15 protein-coding genes, 4 pseudogenes and 1 riboswitch are annotated in these 16,218 nt (G+C 40.6%); of the genes and pseudogenes, 17 read left to right on the top strand and 2 right to left on the bottom strand.

What is annotated here, in order from left to right:
- Window positions 1-121: 121 nt before the first annotated feature.
- A riboswitch (SAM riboswitch) is annotated at window positions 122-232 on the top strand.
- Between the two features lie 104 nt (window positions 233-336).
- From ssuE to PROCOU_RS14875, 11 genes and pseudogenes are all read left to right on the top strand, one after another.
- Window positions 337-882, top strand: coding sequence for an NADPH-dependent FMN reductase (ssuE, locus tag PROCOU_RS14925; protein ID WP_036073915.1), 546 nt, complete (start codon window positions 337-339; stop codon window positions 880-882).
- A 17-nt stretch (window positions 883-899) separates the two neighbouring features.
- Window positions 900-1,184, top strand: a complete 285-nt coding sequence (locus PROCOU_RS14920) for a glutaredoxin family protein (RefSeq protein ID WP_036073913.1) — start codon at window positions 900-902, stop codon at window positions 1,182-1,184.
- Complete coding sequence (locus PROCOU_RS14915; RefSeq protein ID WP_036073910.1) at window positions 1,160-2,158, top strand: LLM class flavin-dependent oxidoreductase; 999 nt, start codon at window positions 1,160-1,162, stop codon at window positions 2,156-2,158. Before PROCOU_RS14920 ends, PROCOU_RS14915 begins: the two co-directional genes overlap by 25 nt.
- Before the next feature lie 19 nt (window positions 2,159-2,177).
- Entirely contained in the window at window positions 2,178-3,503 is a 1,326-nt protein-coding gene (locus tag PROCOU_RS14910) for an LLM class flavin-dependent oxidoreductase (RefSeq protein ID WP_036073908.1), read from the top strand.
- Between the two features lie 12 nt (window positions 3,504-3,515).
- A complete protein-coding gene (locus tag PROCOU_RS14905) occupies window positions 3,516-4,055 on the top strand; it encodes a GNAT family N-acetyltransferase (RefSeq protein ID WP_036073906.1) in 540 nt (179 codons plus the stop codon).
- Window positions 4,056-4,066: 11 nt separating this feature from the next.
- Window positions 4,067-4,894 (top strand): amino acid ABC transporter substrate-binding protein, encoded by an 828-nt coding sequence (locus PROCOU_RS14900; protein WP_036073903.1) that lies wholly within the window; start codon window positions 4,067-4,069, stop codon window positions 4,892-4,894.
- A gap of 58 nt (window positions 4,895-4,952) precedes the next feature.
- Window positions 4,953-5,662, top strand: a pseudogene (locus PROCOU_RS14895) (amino acid ABC transporter permease).
- 19 nt (window positions 5,663-5,681) lie between these two features.
- Complete coding sequence (locus tag PROCOU_RS14890) at window positions 5,682-6,392, top strand: amino acid ABC transporter permease (RefSeq protein WP_036073901.1); 711 nt, start codon at window positions 5,682-5,684, stop codon at window positions 6,390-6,392.
- Window positions 6,389-7,184, top strand: a pseudogene (locus PROCOU_RS14885) (amino acid ABC transporter ATP-binding protein). Before PROCOU_RS14890 ends, PROCOU_RS14885 begins: the two are co-directional and overlap by 4 nt.
- Before the next feature lie 67 nt (window positions 7,185-7,251).
- Window positions 7,252-7,714, top strand: a pseudogene (locus PROCOU_RS14880) (MarR family transcriptional regulator).
- Window positions 7,715-7,841: 127 nt separating this feature from the next.
- Window positions 7,842-9,056: an MFS transporter gene (locus PROCOU_RS14875; protein ID WP_036073899.1), complete on the top strand. Its 1,215-nt coding sequence runs from the start codon at window positions 7,842-7,844 to the stop codon at window positions 9,054-9,056.
- Window positions 9,057-9,115: 59 nt separating this feature from the next.
- On the opposite strand, the gene bla is transcribed toward PROCOU_RS14875, so the two are convergent.
- On the bottom strand, window positions 9,116-10,033 hold the full coding sequence (bla, locus tag PROCOU_RS14870) for a class A beta-lactamase (RefSeq protein ID WP_036073897.1): 918 nt from the start codon (window positions 10,031-10,033) through the stop codon (window positions 9,116-9,118).
- 348 nt (window positions 10,034-10,381) lie between these two features.
- Window positions 10,382-11,143 (bottom strand): annotated as a pseudogene (locus PROCOU_RS16815) (IS30 family transposase).
- 140 nt (window positions 11,144-11,283) lie between these two features.
- Here PROCOU_RS16815 and PROCOU_RS17595 point away from each other — a divergent pair.
- The 6 genes from PROCOU_RS17595 to PROCOU_RS14840 all read left to right on the top strand — a co-directional run.
- Window positions 11,284-11,577 (top strand): IS3 family transposase, encoded by a 294-nt coding sequence (locus tag PROCOU_RS17595; protein WP_036073895.1) that lies wholly within the window; start codon window positions 11,284-11,286, stop codon window positions 11,575-11,577.
- Window positions 11,578-11,641: 64 nt separating this feature from the next.
- Window positions 11,642-12,298 carry an IS3 family transposase gene (locus PROCOU_RS17315; RefSeq protein WP_051994440.1) on the top strand — a complete coding sequence of 219 codons (657 nt, stop codon included), beginning with the start codon at window positions 11,642-11,644 and terminating at the stop codon, window positions 12,296-12,298.
- Between the two features lie 1,325 nt (window positions 12,299-13,623).
- Window positions 13,624-13,797: a hypothetical protein gene (locus PROCOU_RS17845; RefSeq protein ID WP_159101240.1), complete on the top strand. Its 174-nt coding sequence runs from the start codon at window positions 13,624-13,626 to the stop codon at window positions 13,795-13,797.
- Window positions 13,778-14,044: a DUF4352 domain-containing protein gene (locus PROCOU_RS19380; protein WP_077913484.1), complete on the top strand. Its 267-nt coding sequence runs from the start codon at window positions 13,778-13,780 to the stop codon at window positions 14,042-14,044. The genes PROCOU_RS17845 and PROCOU_RS19380 overlap by 20 nt, the downstream gene beginning before the upstream one ends.
- Window positions 14,045-14,560: 516 nt before the next feature.
- Window positions 14,561-14,752, top strand: a complete 192-nt coding sequence (locus PROCOU_RS14845; protein WP_036073889.1) for a hypothetical protein — start codon at window positions 14,561-14,563, stop codon at window positions 14,750-14,752.
- A gap of 603 nt (window positions 14,753-15,355) precedes the next feature.
- On the top strand, window positions 15,356-16,218 hold an 863-nt coding region (locus PROCOU_RS14840), incomplete at its 3' end, for a toxin Cry1Ac domain D-VI-related protein (RefSeq protein WP_036073887.1).

Raw genomic sequence — 16,218 nt, 5'->3', positions numbered from 1 at the left:
GCCATAGCTGGCGATGCTTCACTCTTGTTGTGAAAAACCTAACTAATCTAAAAAGACGAAATATTTGTTGACATCTGATTTTAGAGATGGTAAGATACATCCAATCATAAAAATTATACAGTCCTTATTAAGAGTTGGGGGAGGAACCTGGTCCTTTGATCCCACAGCAACCTCTAGTAATAGAACGGTGCTAATTCCAGCAGGCGTGCGCTTTTGGCCTGGCAAATGGGGAGAAGAGGAATCTCTTTTCCAAATTGGAAGGGAGGTTCTTTTTTTTGTTTTAATTCATAGTAAATACATCGGAAAAATATGATTTGGGAAGGGAGTGAGGATGAGATGAGTCGAATCGTGATTTTGTCTGGTAGTCCATCAGTGCAATCGGGAACGGATAAAGTTTTACGATATGCAGGTGGGATTTTACAGGAGGATGGGATGGAAGTTTGTTTTCACTCTGTGCGTGATTTTGCTGCAGAAACGTTGGTGAGCGCTAATTTTAAAGATGTGCAAATCGGGGAATTGATCGCAGATATTGAAGCGGCGGATGGCGTGATTGTGGGGTCACCGGTCTATAAAGCGTCGTATACTGGGGTTTTGAAGGCAGTTTTGGATTTATTGCCGGAGAGTATTTTAAAAAATAAGGTTGTCTTGCCGGTTATGTCTGGTGGGAGCAGTGGGCATGTGTTGGCGATTGATTTTGCGCTCAAGCCGTTGCTTGGTGTTTTGAAAGGAGAAGTTTTGCAAGGGGTTTATGTAGTGGATGCCCAACTGGATAAGGCGGCCGTGATACCAATTCGAGATGTGGTGTTGGATGAGCGATTGCGTGGACAGTTGACGGAATTGGTCGTTGCGGTTGGCAGGCATGGAGTTGGGCAAATTAGTTAAAAGGGGGATGAACGAAGATGGCGGAAAATTTAGCGATTGTAGTATGGGCGAAACGAGGCTGTGATTATTGTGCGGAGGTCAAGAATTATTTGACGAAGGAAGGGCTTGATTTTCAGGTGGTGGATGTGACAGATCATGATGAGCAGCGGGAAATTTTACAGGCGAAGTATGGAGTACGCTATGTTCCAGTGGTTGAGATTGGCCGGGGTCATACATATCGGGGTGTGACGGAGCTCGGATTGCCAGCATTAGAAAAGGCTTTGAGGGAGGCGGAGAAATGGGATTTAGACTCAGTTTATTAGATCAGAGCCCGATTGCGGATGGAAAAAGTGCATATCAGGCGTTGCAACAAACCATAGCACTAGCGGAAAAGGCTGAAGAATGGGGGTATCATAGGTTTTGGGTATCGGAGCATCATGATACGAAGTTGCTGGCTGGTGTTTCGCCGGAAGTTTTAGTCTCGCATCTGTTAGCTCGAACATCAAGGATTCGGATTGGCTCGGGTGGCGTGATGTTGCAGCATTATAGTGCATATAAAGTGGCGGAGAATTTTAATCTGTTAGCTACTTTGGCGCCAAAACGAGTGGATTTAGGTGTTGGGAAGGCGCCGGGTGGCTTGCCGCTCTCGACGAAGGCTTTGCAGTTTGGACGGTCGGAAAAAACGGATTTTGAGGAACAGTTGGTGCTTTTGAAGCAGTTTGTGGATGGAGAATTGCCTGTGAATCATGTGTTGGCGGGAGTTGGTGTTGATCCTGAGCCACCTACGAAACCGGATATTTTCTTGCTTGGTGCGAGTGTGGCAAGTGCGGAATTGGCGAGTACGCATGGTGTGAACTATTGTTTTGCAAAATTTATTAATAGTGATGAACGGGTTCTACAAGAGGCGGTGACGGCGTATCGGAGGAAGAGTCCGAATGGTGAGTTGATTATTGCAGTTCCGGTTTTAGCAGCAGATACGGAAGAAGAGGCGCAGGCGCTTGCAGGCGAGCAAAAAGTAGTGCGAGTAACGCTATCGACAGGTGTTTCAGTGACTTTACAGACGGTGGCGCAGGCGGAGGAATTTGCGAGGCAGGCTGGTGTTACTGATTTTAAAGTAGAGGAGCGTGTTGCGGATATTATTGTTGGTACCGCACAACAGGTGAAGGCGGAATTAGTACGATTGCGGGCGACGTTTGATGTGGATGAGTTTGTAATTCATACGCCCATTGCAAGACAGGATGTGCGATTGCGGTCGGTGCAATTGATTAGTGAGGCTATTTTGACGGCGAATGTGTGAAAGGGAAGGGGAATGAGGAATGGGAAAAATAAAATTTGGTTTGATGTTACATGGTCCTGGTGGGCACATGAATGCATGGAAACATGAGAGTGTGCCAGTGGATGCGAGTGTGAATTTTGAATTTTATAAGGAACAGGCTTTGAAGGCGGAAGAGGCTGGTTTTGCGCTTGCATTTGTGGCGGATGGGTTGTTTATTAATGAGAAATCGATACCGCATTTTTTGAACCGATTCGAGCCTTTGACAGTACTTTCAGGCTTGGCAGCGGTGACTTCACGGATTGGGTTAGTTGGCACACTTTCGACATCTTATAGTGAGCCTTATACGGTGGCGCGGCAGTTCGGGTCGCTGGATTTGATTAGTAATGGTCGGGCTGGTTGGAATGCGGTGACTTCGCCTCTTGAAGGTTCAGCGAATAATTATAGTAAGAAAACGCACCCAGAACATGCGCTGCGTTATGAGATTGCGGTGGAGCATTTGGAAGTTGTGAAGGGGCTTTGGGATTCTTGGGAAGATGATGCATTTGTGAGGAATCCAGAATCGGGGCAGTTTTTTAATCCTGAAAAGTTGCATCGATTGAATTATCAGGGGCAGTTTTTCTCTGTGGAGGGGCCACTAAATATTGGGCGTTCGAAGCAAGGGCAGCCAGTTATTTTTCAAGCGGGTGCATCGGAACCTGGGAAGGACTTGGCGGCTAAGGATGCAGATGCAGTATTTACGAATGGCGGATCGATTGAGGAGGCGCAGGCTTTTTATGCAGACGTGAAGGCACGTGCTGTGGCAAATGGTCGAACGGCGGATGAAATTAAGATTTTTCCTGGGTTTGCACCGATTATTGGCGAGACGCAGGATGAGGCGGATGCGAAGTATGAGAAGATTAAGAATTTGGTATCGGATGAGGAAGCGCTCACGTATCTTGGTCGTTTCTTTGATCATTTTGATTTCGGGAAATTTCCACTGGATGAGCCATTTCCTGATATCGGGACGGTTGGGGAAAATAGTTTTCGGGCGGCGGCGCAGAAAATTAAGGCAGATGCAAAGCGTGATGGTTTGACGTTACGTGAGGTAGCGCTTCGGGTGACGACGCCAAAATCGGCATTTGTAAGTACGCCGGAGAAGGTTGCTGATGAGTTAATCGCTTGGTTTGATAGCAACGCCGCGGATGGTTTTATTTTTGGGGCGCCAGTTTTAGGAGAAGGGCTGGATGATTTTGTTGCAAAAGTGATTCCAATTTTGGAGGCGCGTGGGTATTATGATCGGAAATATGAGAGCGATACGCTGCGTGGAAATTTGGGATTGCGGTTTAAGGAGAGTCGCTATGCCAATAAGGTTGAAGCGCAAAATTAAGGGGGTATTTTTGTGGGGGATGTGATTCGATTAGCTACATTGGAGGATGCGGTGGTCGTGCATGATGTCTCGATTCGTGGATATAAGCCACTGAAGGATATGGATATCAAATTTGTTGGGGCGACGGCGGACTTGGCAACGGTAGAAGAAAATATTAGGCGTAATGCGAATTATGTGTTGGAGCGGGATGGTCGGATTATTGCGACAGTGACAGTTGCTTTTCCTTGGGCTTTAGGTGAGCGTTCGATTCAGCCATATCCATTCATTTGGTGGTTCGCGGTTGATCCGGATTTTAAGCGACAAGGGGTTGGGACGGCACTTCTGGATTATGTAGAGGAACAGGTTTTAGTAGTACAAATTAAGGCTCCAGCGGTTTACTTGGCGACGGCAACGCGGCACCCTTGGCTTGTTTCGATTTATGAACGACGCGGATATGTTGGGTTTTATGAGCATGAGTATGAAGGAGATAACATTATTTTCTTACGCAAAATTTTGGATGAATCGCTGTTTGCTGAACTTGGAAATGTGGATGTGCTTGTTAATTCGAAATAAGGGGAGATTGGATGAAGAAGTGGGCTTTAGGTGGGGTATTGGTTGTGTTAAGTGGTGTTTTGCTGGCGGGTTGCGGGCTTGGGGCAGATACTGGTGCTTCAAGTGATGCGCTAACGAAAGATGGTAAAGATGTTAAGACGGTTGTCGTTGGAACTGGTACGCAATTTCCGAATATCTGCTTTATTGACGATAAGGGAAATTTAACAGGGTATGATGTGGAGCTTGTAAAGGCATTGGATAAGAAGTTACCACAGTACAAGTTTGAGTTTAAAACGATGGATTTTTCCAATTTATTATTGAGTTTGCAAACGAATAAAATCGATTTTGTAGCGCACCAAATGGAAGTGAATGATGAGCGTGAGGAGAAGTTTTTATTTAATAAGGAGCCATATAATATTTTTCCGCTACAGGTTGCGGTGAACGAGAAGAATGAGGATATTAAGTCGGTTGCGGATCTTGCAGGGAAAACGGCGATTGTTAGTGCAACGAGCAATTCGGCGGTTTATTTGGAGAAATACAATAAGGAGCATGGGGATAAAATTAATATCGTGTATTCGGGAACTGGGAATAATGATGCGACGAATCAGATTCGAACTGGGCGTGCGGATGCTACAATTACGACTCCATTTGCGGTGAAATTATTGAACGAGCAAGCGGACGCGCAACAAAAAGTGGTCGGGGAACCGGTGCTAAATTCGAAGGTTTTTTTCTTGCTACGCAAAAATGAATCGCAGCTGTCAGGTGATTTGGACGGTGCATTGAAGGAACTAAAAGAGGAAGGTGTGGTTAGTAAGTTGAGCAAGAAATGGTTGGGTGCTGACTATACGGTAGATTTTTAAAATGGCTCCTAAGCGAGATGTAGTTTTTACATGTTAAAGAATAAGAGGTGGGGCGCAGATGGGGAAGGCGTTTGATTGGCATTTGATTTTTGACTTTATTCCGACATTGCTGGAATATTTGATGATAACGTTGCAGGTTTTGCTTTATGCAACGGTGATTGGGCTGGTTTTGGGACTAGTTTTGGCTGTAATTCGCTTGTTTCGGGTGCCGGTTTTGAGCCAGCTGGTAATCGTATTCCTTTCCTTTATTCGCGGAACACCGATGCTGATTCAGTTATTTTTAGTGTTTTACGGTTTACCCGCATTATTGCTTGTGTTTGGTTTTGATATTTCGCGAATGGCGCCGGCATATTTTGTAATTGTGACCTACGCGCTTAGGGATGGGGCAATTTTTTTTTTCGGAGATTTTTCCGAAGTGCGATTAAGGGCGTTGATTATGGACAAACGGAGGCCGCGATGTCTGTTGGGATGAGCCCGGTGCAGAGCTTTTTCCGGATTGTGTTGCCACAAAGTGTTAGTATTGCGTTCCCCAATGTGGCGAATTCGGTCATTAGTTCACTGAAAGATACGTCATTGGCATTTACGATTGGGTTGATGGACATGATGGGACGCGGGGAGACGCTGATTGCGGCTACGGCCCATGCGCTGGAAGTTTATATCGCACTTTCAATTATTTATTATGTGGTGGTATTGATTCTAGAACAGGTAGCAAAATTGTTTGAAAAACGCGCGAACCGGCATAAGACAACAGTTATGGCATTAGACTAGAAGAGGAGGTGGATACGTGATGCAACTCGATTTTCCGTTTATTTGGGAGGCCTTTAAAGAAATTTTGACGGCGTTACCGCTTACTTTATTACTTACATTTATACCTCTTATTGTTGGCTTTTTCATTGGGTTTGGTGTTGCACTTTCCCGTATTTATCGTGTTAAGGGAGTTCATCGTGTGGCGAATGGTTATGTGTCCTTTGTTCGTGGGACACCAATTGTGATGCATATCATGTTGATTTATTTTGGTTTACCTCTCTTACTCGATAATTTGGCGAAGCGCTATGATTGGTCGTTTAACATCAACGGTGTTCCGATTACGATTTTTGTACTTATCGCGTTGTCACTTAGCGCAGGAGCCTATCTTTCGGAAATTATTCGTTCTGGTATTATCGCTGTACCAAGTGGCCAAATCGAGGCGGGCTCCTCGGTTGGGATGACGAAATTCCAAGTGATGACACGCATTATTTTACCGCAAGCACTTGCGCAGTCAATTCCAAATTTAACGAATATCGCGGTTGGCTTTTTACAGGCATCGTCTATCGCTTTTCTCGTCTCGGTCAAAGAAATCACAGGGACCGCACAAATCGTGGCGTCCAGCAATTTGAAGTTTCTTGAGGCATTCATTGCTGCGGGACTGCTTTATTGGGGCGTAACCATTGTGATTGAGTTGATTGCGTCACTCATCGACCGCAAAGCTACAGCCTATAACAAGGGAGGGATTGGATGATACGTTTACAAGGAATTAAAAAAACAATTCGGCAAACAAGAGGTGCTAAAAGGCATCGATTTAACAATCAATAAAGGCGAGGTTATCACGATTCTAGGACCTAGCGGTTCAGGGAAAACAACACTTTTGCGCTGTCTCAATTACTTAGAAAAACCAAACGGTGGGCTAATCGAGATTGGTAATGTGACGGTTGCCACTGAAAAAGCGACGAAAAAGGATATTTTAGCGTTGCGTAAAAAAACGGCGATGGTATTTCAACATTACAATTTATTCGCGCATAAAACCGTGATTCAAAATGTGATGGAAGGTCTAATTATCGCACAAAAAGTAAAAAGAGCTGAAGCACGCGCACGTAGCGAAGCCATCCTTGCAAAAGTCGGACTCGCCGATAAGTTTGATTTTTATCCAAGCCAGCTTTCAGGTGGACAACAACAGCGCGTTGGTATTGCTAGAGCGCTCGTCCTAAATCCCGAAGTTATTCTGTTTGATGAACCAACTTCTGCACTTGATCCTGAGCTTGTTGGAGAAGTTTTGTCGGTGATAAAAGCAATCGCGGAGGAAGGCATGACAATGGTTGTGGTGACGCATGAGATGCAATTTGCGAAAGAAGTATCAGATCACGTTTTGTTTATGGCAGATGGCGTAGTCGTGGAGGAAGGAAGCCCCGCAGAATTATTTGGGGCACCGAAACAAGAACGAACGCGTCAATTTTTAAAGCGGATATCCGGAGATGTATCCGTACCACCAATCGTTGTTCCACTAAAAGAGACGTGGATTGCGGATCCTGTATGATTGTTGAAAAAGAAACAAAAACAGGCTATAATGTCCTTAATGCATGAATCATATGGGAGGACAGGCGATGAACAAGGAAGAAGCGATTATGTCTGGCGTTAGGGACGTATTAAACAAAATCGCAGCGCTGAACAAGCCAAAGATGGAAACGAGTCTCGCAGGTTACAAATCATCCGAAGTCCACTGCGTCGAATACATCGGCAAAAATAACGATCCAAACGTCACTAAGCTTGCCGAATCTTTTTACATGACTCGGGGTGCCATCAGTAAGTTAACAAAAAAAACTCATAGAAAAAAACCTCATTGAAAGCTATCAGAAAGCCAATAATAAAAAAGAAATCTATTTCCGTCTGACATCAAAAGGAAGAGAAGTTTTCGACATTCATGAAACGCTACATCAAGAATTTCAAGCACGCGATAAAGCCATTTTCGATCAAGTCACGGAGGAACAATTTGATGGCGTACTATGCTTTCTCGAAAAATATAGTAAACATCTAGATAACGAAATAAAGAAACACAATCAATACTAAGACAGTTCCACTCTATTTTTGAGATAAGGGCTGTTTTTTATTTTTTTTGGCAATTTGTTGACAAGGAAACAAAAACGAGTTATTGTTGATAGAGAAACAATATTACGACATGTAAGGAGCAAAAACAATGACACAAACTAAACAACTAATTCCAACTAAACATGCCCTTGTATTCGGGCTTATCTCTGTATTTCTAATCGGAATAGGTTTTAGCATTATCACACCTGTTATCCCCTTTTTAGTACAACCTTATATACCTAAGCCAGGAGATCAAGCATTGATCGTGACATTACTCATGTCCGTTTACGCTGTATGTATGTTCTTTTCAGCCCCCGTACTTGGAGCTTTAAGTGACCGATACGGTCGGCGTCCAATTCTATTAATAAGCCTGTTTGGAGCTACGATTGGATTTTTCGTATTCGGTATTGGCGGAGCATTATGGGTACTATTCGCTGGACGTATCATCGAAGGCATCACAGGAGGTAGCATTAGCACAATTTTCGCCTACTTTGCCGACATCACGCCCGCTGAACAACGCACCAAATATTTCGGCTGGGTAAGCGCGGTGGCAGGAGCAGGCTCCATCATGGGACCAACAATCGGCGGACTCCTCGCGACTAGTTTCGGATACAGCGCCCCACTTTATTTTGGAGCAGCAATCGCGCTATTCAATATAATCTACGGTTATTTCTTCATGCCAGAAAGTCTCGATGCTAAAAATAGACTGCAAGAAATCACCGCCATGCGCCTCAATCCATTTCTACAACTTTTCAATATTCTATCCATCAAAAATCTAAACCGATTGCTTATCGCGGCATTTCTACTATGGATTCCAAGTGGCTCCATGCAAGCCCTCATATCTCAATTCACGATTGACACGTTCAGTTGGAAACCGGCGCTCATCGGTCTCGTATTTTCTATTATGGGCTTCCAAGACATTATTTCGCAAGCCTTCATCATGCCGCAACTCCTGAAAAAGCTCAGTGACAAGCAAATCGCACTTCTCGGAATGACAGCAGAACTCATCGGTTACGCCTTTATAGCAACATCAACCATCGCCGCATCAGCATCCATTTTCATCATTGGTATTTTCATATTCGGTTTTGGTGATTCAATCTTCGGACCATCGTTCAATGGGATGATGTCCAAATCCGCTGATGCCAGTGAACAAGGTAGGATTCAAGGTGGCAGCCAATCTATCCAGTCGCTAGCAAGAATTATCGGCCCAGTTCTAGGCGGCGCCATTTATGTTTCACTCGGACATGCCGCACCAGCAGTCATGGGTGTCATTTTGATTGCCACAGCGATTCTCGTACTACGTAACATGAAACAAAACAGATGATAAAAAATGGTGATTAGGAAAGCCGAACTAGGCCATCTAATCACCATTTCTATAACGATTTATAAAGAAAAATAATCACTAAGTACTTTCGCCGCATCCGCTATCAATTGATCATTGTATTCATCATCTCTGCCCGTTTTTTTAGAGTAAATAACCCAAATTAGCGGTTTTGCATCTTTGTCTTTATAGATAGCCGCAATGTCATTACGAGTACCATACCAGCCAGCGCCGGTCTTATCTCCAACAATATAACCTTTTGGAACACCAGCACGAATTAAATTATCGCCAGTTGTATTATCAAATAACATTTGTTTGAAAAGGTGTAAGCGATCTTCCGCCATATTTCCTTTCGTTAATAGGAAAGAAAGACTATTAGCCATTGCTTCTGGTGTCGTTGTATCACGCGTATCACCTGGCACAGCCTCATTTAATTCTGGTTCATAACGGACTGGTAACATTGTTTTATCACCAATTTTGAGCAACTCTTTTTTAAAGCCTTCAGGTCCGCCTAGTTCACGAAGCATTATATTAGCTGCCGTGTTATCGCTGTAATCCATGGCCGCCTGAATAAGCTCTTTCATTGTCATCCCGCTATCTATATGTTTTTCAGTAACCGGCGAATAGTCCACTAAATCCTCTTTTGAAAAATAAAAGCGTTTATTCAGCTCATCGTCAGTTAGGTTTTTAAGTAATATTCCACCAGCAATTGCTTTGAAAGTCGACGCATAGGCGAATCGTTCTTGCGCGTTGTAACTAATGGTTTGCTTATTTTCCGTATTCATCCCATAAATACCAAGCGTTGCGCCGTATTTCTTTTCCAGTTTTTCAATCTCGGACTTGAATTTCGTGTCTGCTTTTAAAGCTTCTGTCTCTTTATTAGTGGTAGCAGCCTTCTCTTTATCAGGCGCACTGCATGCTACCAAGATTGCTATCGCAAAAACGGCCAACAAACCAGTTAAAAGTTTTCTTACATGCATGTTCTCATCTCCTATCGTAATTTTTATTACAATCTCTAGTCTATTGCAAAAAGGTAAAGAGGGGATACAGAAAACAGAAAGAAAATATTAAGGTTTCCTGATTATTTTTGTCATTTTTGGATTTAAGTGGCACACATTTTCTAAGTTAATGACGTTTACCGATTTTTATGGTCGTAGCTAGGGAGCCTTAATTGAAAGTGCAAATAGAACTAATTATCCATGCGGTGTCAAAGCTTATAGGTTTTGGTGCCTTTTGTATGCCTTGAATTGTCAAGTCAAGCGCAACACTTTATCAAAGAAGACTTCATATGGCGTTTTCCAGCCCAAGCATTTTCATGGTCTTGTATTTCATTTGTAGATGAATTGCCTAATTTCTTGAGAATCGTATTTCGCCATATCTTCGTTTTTAGGAAAATATTCTCGTAATGAACCGTTGGTATTTTCATTTGTTCCGCGTTGCCAAGGAGCGTGCGGATAGGCAAAATAGAACGGAAGTTCATCAAGTTTCCTACTTACTTCTGCATGTTTTGCGAATTCTTTGCCCCTATCTGGCGTAACTGTTTTTACTTTGTGTTTAGGTAATTACTGAAACATTTCAATTAACTTTGGTGTGACAAAGCAAGCCTTTTTAAGCGGTATTTTTTCTGCCAAGAGGTAGCGAGAATACCGGTCTGTTAGAGTGATTAAACACGGAAGTCCTGTTTTATCCAAAACAGTATCTGCTTCCCAATGGCCGATACAAGTGCGTTCATTGGCTTCCTTCGGACGAACATGTATGGCATTAGAAATTTTAATTTTCCCTCTTGTCTCGTTATGGCCTGTTGAATTCCTTTTTTTTCCATGATGACGTAGTTTTCTTGCGATTCCGCGCTCTCCCTTACGAAGTTTCTGCGCCTCTAATTGTCCGGTATAAATCCCCCGATAAATAGTGATATAGCTTATTTGAATTGGCGAGTCTTCTTGCTGTAGTCGTTTCGAAATCTGTTCTGGAGACCATTGATGTTGAAGGAGTAAATGGCGTACTTTTTGTTTGATAGGTGGATAGCTCAATAACGTTTTGCGACGACACGCTTCGCGTCGGCGTACATAGTTTTGCTGGGCTTGATTCACAGAGTAGCTAGTAGTTATTGTATTCCGTTTAATTTCTCTCGATACAGTGGACGGTGTGCGTCCAATATCCTGCGCAATTTTGGAATGGTTATAATAAAGTGGACATTAAAAATAAGAGAATTTGAGAAAGGAAATGTCCAATGAAAAGAAAGAACTATTCGAAAGAATTTAAATTTCAGGCTGTTAGCCTTATTTTAGTTGATAAACATCCCGTGAGATTTGTCTCGAAACAACTAGAAATCCATGAAAACACATTGTACCGTTGGGTTTCGGAGTACGAAAAGTATGGCGAACGAGCTTTTCCAGGTCATGGTAGTCGTGAGTTTGCTTCTCAGAAAGAAGTCAAACGCCTTGAGAAAGAAAATCAGAAATTAAGGGAGGAGCTAGAGCTCCTAAAAAAGTTCCAGGTCTTTCTCAAGCAAAACCATATGTGATTTATGGGTACATTCAAACAAAGAGAAAGAAGAAAGTATCTATTAAGCGGGCTTGCGAATACAAGTGGAATTAAAACGGGAGCACCAACTTGCCGTTAGTCGCAAACGAATTGGTCGTTTACTTCGTAAACAAGGGCTTTACACCAAAGGGAAACGGCGAAAATACAAGAAGCAGGCAACTGATAGATGTGCCAATCCTAATCTAATCAAGCAAAACTTTCATGCCAATAAGCCAAATCAAATTTGGTTCGGGGATATTAGCTATGTCCCAACACAAGAGGGCATGTTATATTGTAGTGTTTTCATTGATTGTTGCACACGTAAGTGTGTAGGATTTGCTATTCGAGAGCATTTACGTGATAGCCTTGTTATAGACAGCCTAGAAGTCGCACTTCATCGAGAGAAGCCAAAAAATGGGCTTCTGATTCATACAGATCAAGGCTCGCAATATACAGGTCATCGCTTTTATGAATATTCCAGAATACACCATTTTCCCCATAGTCAGTCTCGGAAGGGGAATCCATATGACAACGCTGTGATGGAATCCTTTTTCAAATCATTCAAGCGCGAAATACTTCCAAACAAACAATTCCAGACAAAAGCGCAAGCGAAGCTAGATATTATCGATTATCTAGAAAGTTACTACAATTACAAGCGCGTTCATTCCAGTTTAAATTACCTAACTCCCTATGAATTTGAAGTCTCCAACGAATTCTCTTAATTTCAGTGTCCACTTTTCTGTTGACATTCCACAAATTCTCTTATTTTTTATGTCCACTTTATCATAACCATTCCAAATGAAATATATATTTGAAAAATAGACACATAATGAAGAAGTATGCAGTCATTTGATAAAAAATAAAAAAATTTAATGGATTATTATATGAATTAAGAATGAATGTACTAAAGGAGGATGAATCAAACGATGACTCAGGCAGGTATAGGAGAGAGGTAACTTTTGAAATCTAGTATACTATTGTCTTGTTTTTTTTACTGATACGTCGTTTTTCCCCATTGTCAAGAAAAAATAGTGCTGTTTCGTAATGAAGAATTAGTGATTTCTAGGTGCAACCATTTTCATTTTTTTATTGAGAGGGATCGGTGCTATTGAATAGGATGAACAAGTTTTAGAATTTCTATCTACGAATGAAATAATTAATGTGCATCCTTTTATTTATACAAATCCTAAGCTAACTTATTTTAGAGCATTAGCTGAAGTATCTTAGCCAGCCGGATGATGAAAGAGCTTTTTGATGCTGGGTGATTTAGCGAGTCGTTTTAGGAGTATTAACCAAGCGGAAAAGGACCTGATTTTACCTCCAGTATTCATATGGAGAATATTGGCGATTTATACACAAATCAGTGAGGGCACCTTGAACCCAATTTTATTGAAGTCCAAACAGATGTACTCGCACATGTGAGGCAATCTAATTTTTCAATCTTGTTAATATAGTTTTGAACCACAGCATCTACATTGGGAGCAACTGCACTAATGTAGTTTAAAATTGTAATATTGGCGGTAAAAATCTGTTGTAAAAAAAATCGATAGAATCTTCTAAATTTTGGTCTATTGCTAACTTATATGGCAGAACGGCTTCCTCCATGTATGTATAGTTATCTAAGCTACACAATTTCATAAAAGTGATTTTATCTTGTGGAGTCAGCTGATTAGCTGTTTCGCTATCTAAGTATCAAGTAACAGAACAAAGTAGGAGCTAAATGTTTGATATGCGTTTGCATATAGTCCGCTATGCGGGAATTTTTGATATCAGAATCAATAGCAATAATATGGCCTTGCTCTATGCGTTTATTTACAAGCATGCATATATAGTAGATAGGGCTACGATGTTGAATGGTAAGATTGGAGTTCTGTGTTATCAGCAAAATAACGTAGTATGTCCTCAACATATCTTGCCCTTTGATACCTAGTAATTTCAGTCTATGCTGAAAAACATGAATGTCACAACAGCGTTTTTAGTGGTTAAATAGAAATATAAGTCATGAGGAAAGTTATAACAAATCTATCAAAGGAATGGAGAAGTAATTATGAAAAAATGGATTATTTTTAGTATGTTTCTATTGGTCGTGGCTGCTACATTAGGATGCGCATCAATTAATAATAACGAGACAGATGTTGGAAAAGTGAAGTCAATTAATAGTCTAGACATAACAGTGTTAGAAATGAAAGAAGTGCCTAGAAATAAAAAAAGTAAAGATTAAAATACATGCAAAAAATAAAGGAACGCAGCCTATAGGAATTGGAGCAGGTGATTTTTATTTAAAGATAGATGGGAAAAAATACACGCTGGCGAGTGGCAATAATTTCGGGCAAGAAATTGCAAAAGGAAAGGAAATAACTGGTTATGGTTATTATACGGTTCCCCCAAAAATTAAAGAGGCCGAATTAGTCTATATCCCACAAGAAAAGGAGTTAGAGGTTTGGAAATTAGGGGATTTTAATGACTAATAAGCCTTTTAAGCGAAATAAAGTATTTGTTTATAGCTCTGTCCATGCTTGGAATGACACAAGAATCTATTACAAAGAAATTAGCACTTTACTAAGCCGGATATGAAGTGGATCAAATTGGGATAGCGACGAAAGAGATCACACGGAAGTTCGTGAAAATTTCACCCAAGCCGATGTATCTACATTCTACACTGCCGATTTACAGATGGATGTAATACCTATCAGAATGATACAAATTTTGTTTAGGTATTTTAGCTTGTAAGGAATAATTGCCAGAAGCCGTTTGTTTTTTAAAATGACACAAATAAATTGATTTTTCGACAAAAAATACTATCTAAGACCTTCATTTGATAAAATAAAAAAATTTGTCCCATGTTAAAATTCTTATAGGAGGTAAGAATTTTGTTTTTTAAACAAAAGAATTGTACGATGTACAGTTATTCAAAATGATTTTTATGCAAACAAGCTATTTGCGCTTATACATGGTGCAGACTTTGCTAGAGTACCAAAGAAGAAGTGGTATTCAGTAAAGGTGATTGTGTAGTAATCAATCAAGAACGAGATTCGTATTCTATACTTGCAGTTGTACCTAAATTTGAGGCAATCCTAGTAGATGGGTTTATGATTGATTTTTCGGCAGTTTCTGATTTTGTTGAATTTCATCCATTGGCTACTAACAATAAGGGAGTTATAGAATTCCTAATTTAAAAAAAGATTGTATTAATAGAGTTATGCGAATTCAAGAAGAGTATCTGTACTACTTCAATTATATGAACCTTCTCTATTGGAAATATATGTATAAATGTACTATTAATGGATGTAATAGAGCAAAAAGATGATTACGTTACTCTCATTTCGTTCTAGCCGATTTGCGTAAAAAAAGAAACAGTTATTCCAGCATTTTTTTACTAGAGATGTACTAGCGACGTATTTAAATTTAACGAAGCCAGAGTTAAGTCCTAAAGCTAGTCAAATAATTAACAGCAGAACACTGAATATTAGGAATAAAAAAATTATATTTTAATCCATCCAATCTAAATGCTAAGAAATTTGGACAGATATTAATAAAATTAAGAAGAGGCTTTTTAATGAAATGCACGATAGACTTGAAAAGTGTTTGGAAACGTACAAGAAATTGTTGTAATTTAGAGGTTAAGGAGGTGATGTTAGCTAGACTATCGCTAAAATAATGAAACTACGTTAAAAATGAATTTAAAAAGGAGCTAATAATATTGAAAAATGTGTTAAGTAAAAAAAGTCATAAGTCTTGCTACAGCTACAGCTATTATAACGACAAGTTTGGTTGTACCTATGGGCCCCATTTTTACAACAGCAATGGCATCTGAGTTCACAGTGTCAGAAAGAAAGAACGAAGGAGTTTATGGCGTAAGGTCAAACACTTGGTTCACACCAGGGAGTTTTAAGATTAAAGACGAAGTTCGGGATGGTCAATTAGGTGTTCTTATGGAAGTTAGTTACAGCGGTTTTGTTAACCAAGAAAGTATCAACTTTAATCACTGGCGTGGTATTCAAGCTGAAAATAAAGTCATCCATAAAGTACAAAACAATAGTACACTGAAAGCATCTTATTTCACTACTGATAAAAATGAGTTTGAAATTAGATATGGTGATGTTATTAATTTAAGGCTGAACGGCTCGGACTATTACCTTGGAGAAATGAATGTAACAATAAACGATTATTATAATATACCAGAAGAAACAACGGTAGACCAATTATTTAAGGATAATACAAAAGATACAGCGATCATTAAATTGACAACAACTCAGGCAAACATAGACGCTGCGAAGGCACAAGTTGAAAAATTAATTAATTCCAATAAGAAGACAAAGCTTCAAGATGCTTTGCAACTTGCTCAAAATCAAGTAGACAAGCAGGGACAAGAATACGAAGCGAATCAATATAATGCCATTCAACAAGAACTGGGAAATCTCATTGAAAATCCAGCATTTAAACTCACAGAGTCTAGTACGGCAGTCGATAAATGGGGATTGTACCGTAATAACGTAGCAGTTAGTAACGCCTCAACAAGCATCACGCTACAACAATCGGTAGATACTGATGGTAATATTCCTACGACCAATGAAAGCATTAAGATGAAGAATGGTGCGCAGGCTGGTGAACTACAAGGGTATATTAAAGATGACAACATGTT

This window comes from Listeria rocourtiae FSL F6-920, assembly GCF_000525975.1.
Taxonomy (GTDB): domain Bacteria; phylum Bacillota; class Bacilli; order Lactobacillales; family Listeriaceae; genus Listeria_A; species Listeria_A rocourtiae.
The sequence above is the reverse complement of the archived record's forward strand: the minus strand, read 5'-3'. Positions and strand labels throughout refer to the sequence as shown.

Coding starts and splice junctions, on each gene's coding strand:
- ssuE (WP_036073915.1), top strand. CDS start 337: ATGAGTCGAATCGTGATTTTGTCTGGTAGTCCATCAGTGCAATCGGGA.
- PROCOU_RS14910 (WP_036073908.1), top strand. CDS start 2,178: ATGGGAAAAATAAAATTTGGTTTGATGTTACATGGTCCTGGTGGGCAC.
- bla (WP_036073897.1), bottom strand. CDS start 10,033: ATGCATGTAAGAAAACTTTTAACTGGTTTGTTGGCCGTTTTTGCGATA.
- PROCOU_RS14920 (WP_036073913.1), top strand. CDS start 900: ATGGCGGAAAATTTAGCGATTGTAGTATGGGCGAAACGAGGCTGTGAT.
- PROCOU_RS17845 (WP_159101240.1), top strand. CDS start 13,624: ATGAAAAAATGGATTATTTTTAGTATGTTTCTATTGGTCGTGGCTGCT.
- PROCOU_RS14915 (WP_036073910.1), top strand. CDS start 1,160: ATGGGATTTAGACTCAGTTTATTAGATCAGAGCCCGATTGCGGATGGA.
- PROCOU_RS14875 (WP_036073899.1), top strand. CDS start 7,842: ATGACACAAACTAAACAACTAATTCCAACTAAACATGCCCTTGTATTC.
- PROCOU_RS14900 (WP_036073903.1), top strand. CDS start 4,067: ATGAAGAAGTGGGCTTTAGGTGGGGTATTGGTTGTGTTAAGTGGTGTT.
- PROCOU_RS17595 (WP_036073895.1), top strand. CDS start 11,284: ATGAAAAGAAAGAACTATTCGAAAGAATTTAAATTTCAGGCTGTTAGC.
- PROCOU_RS14890 (WP_036073901.1), top strand. CDS start 5,682: ATGCAACTCGATTTTCCGTTTATTTGGGAGGCCTTTAAAGAAATTTTG.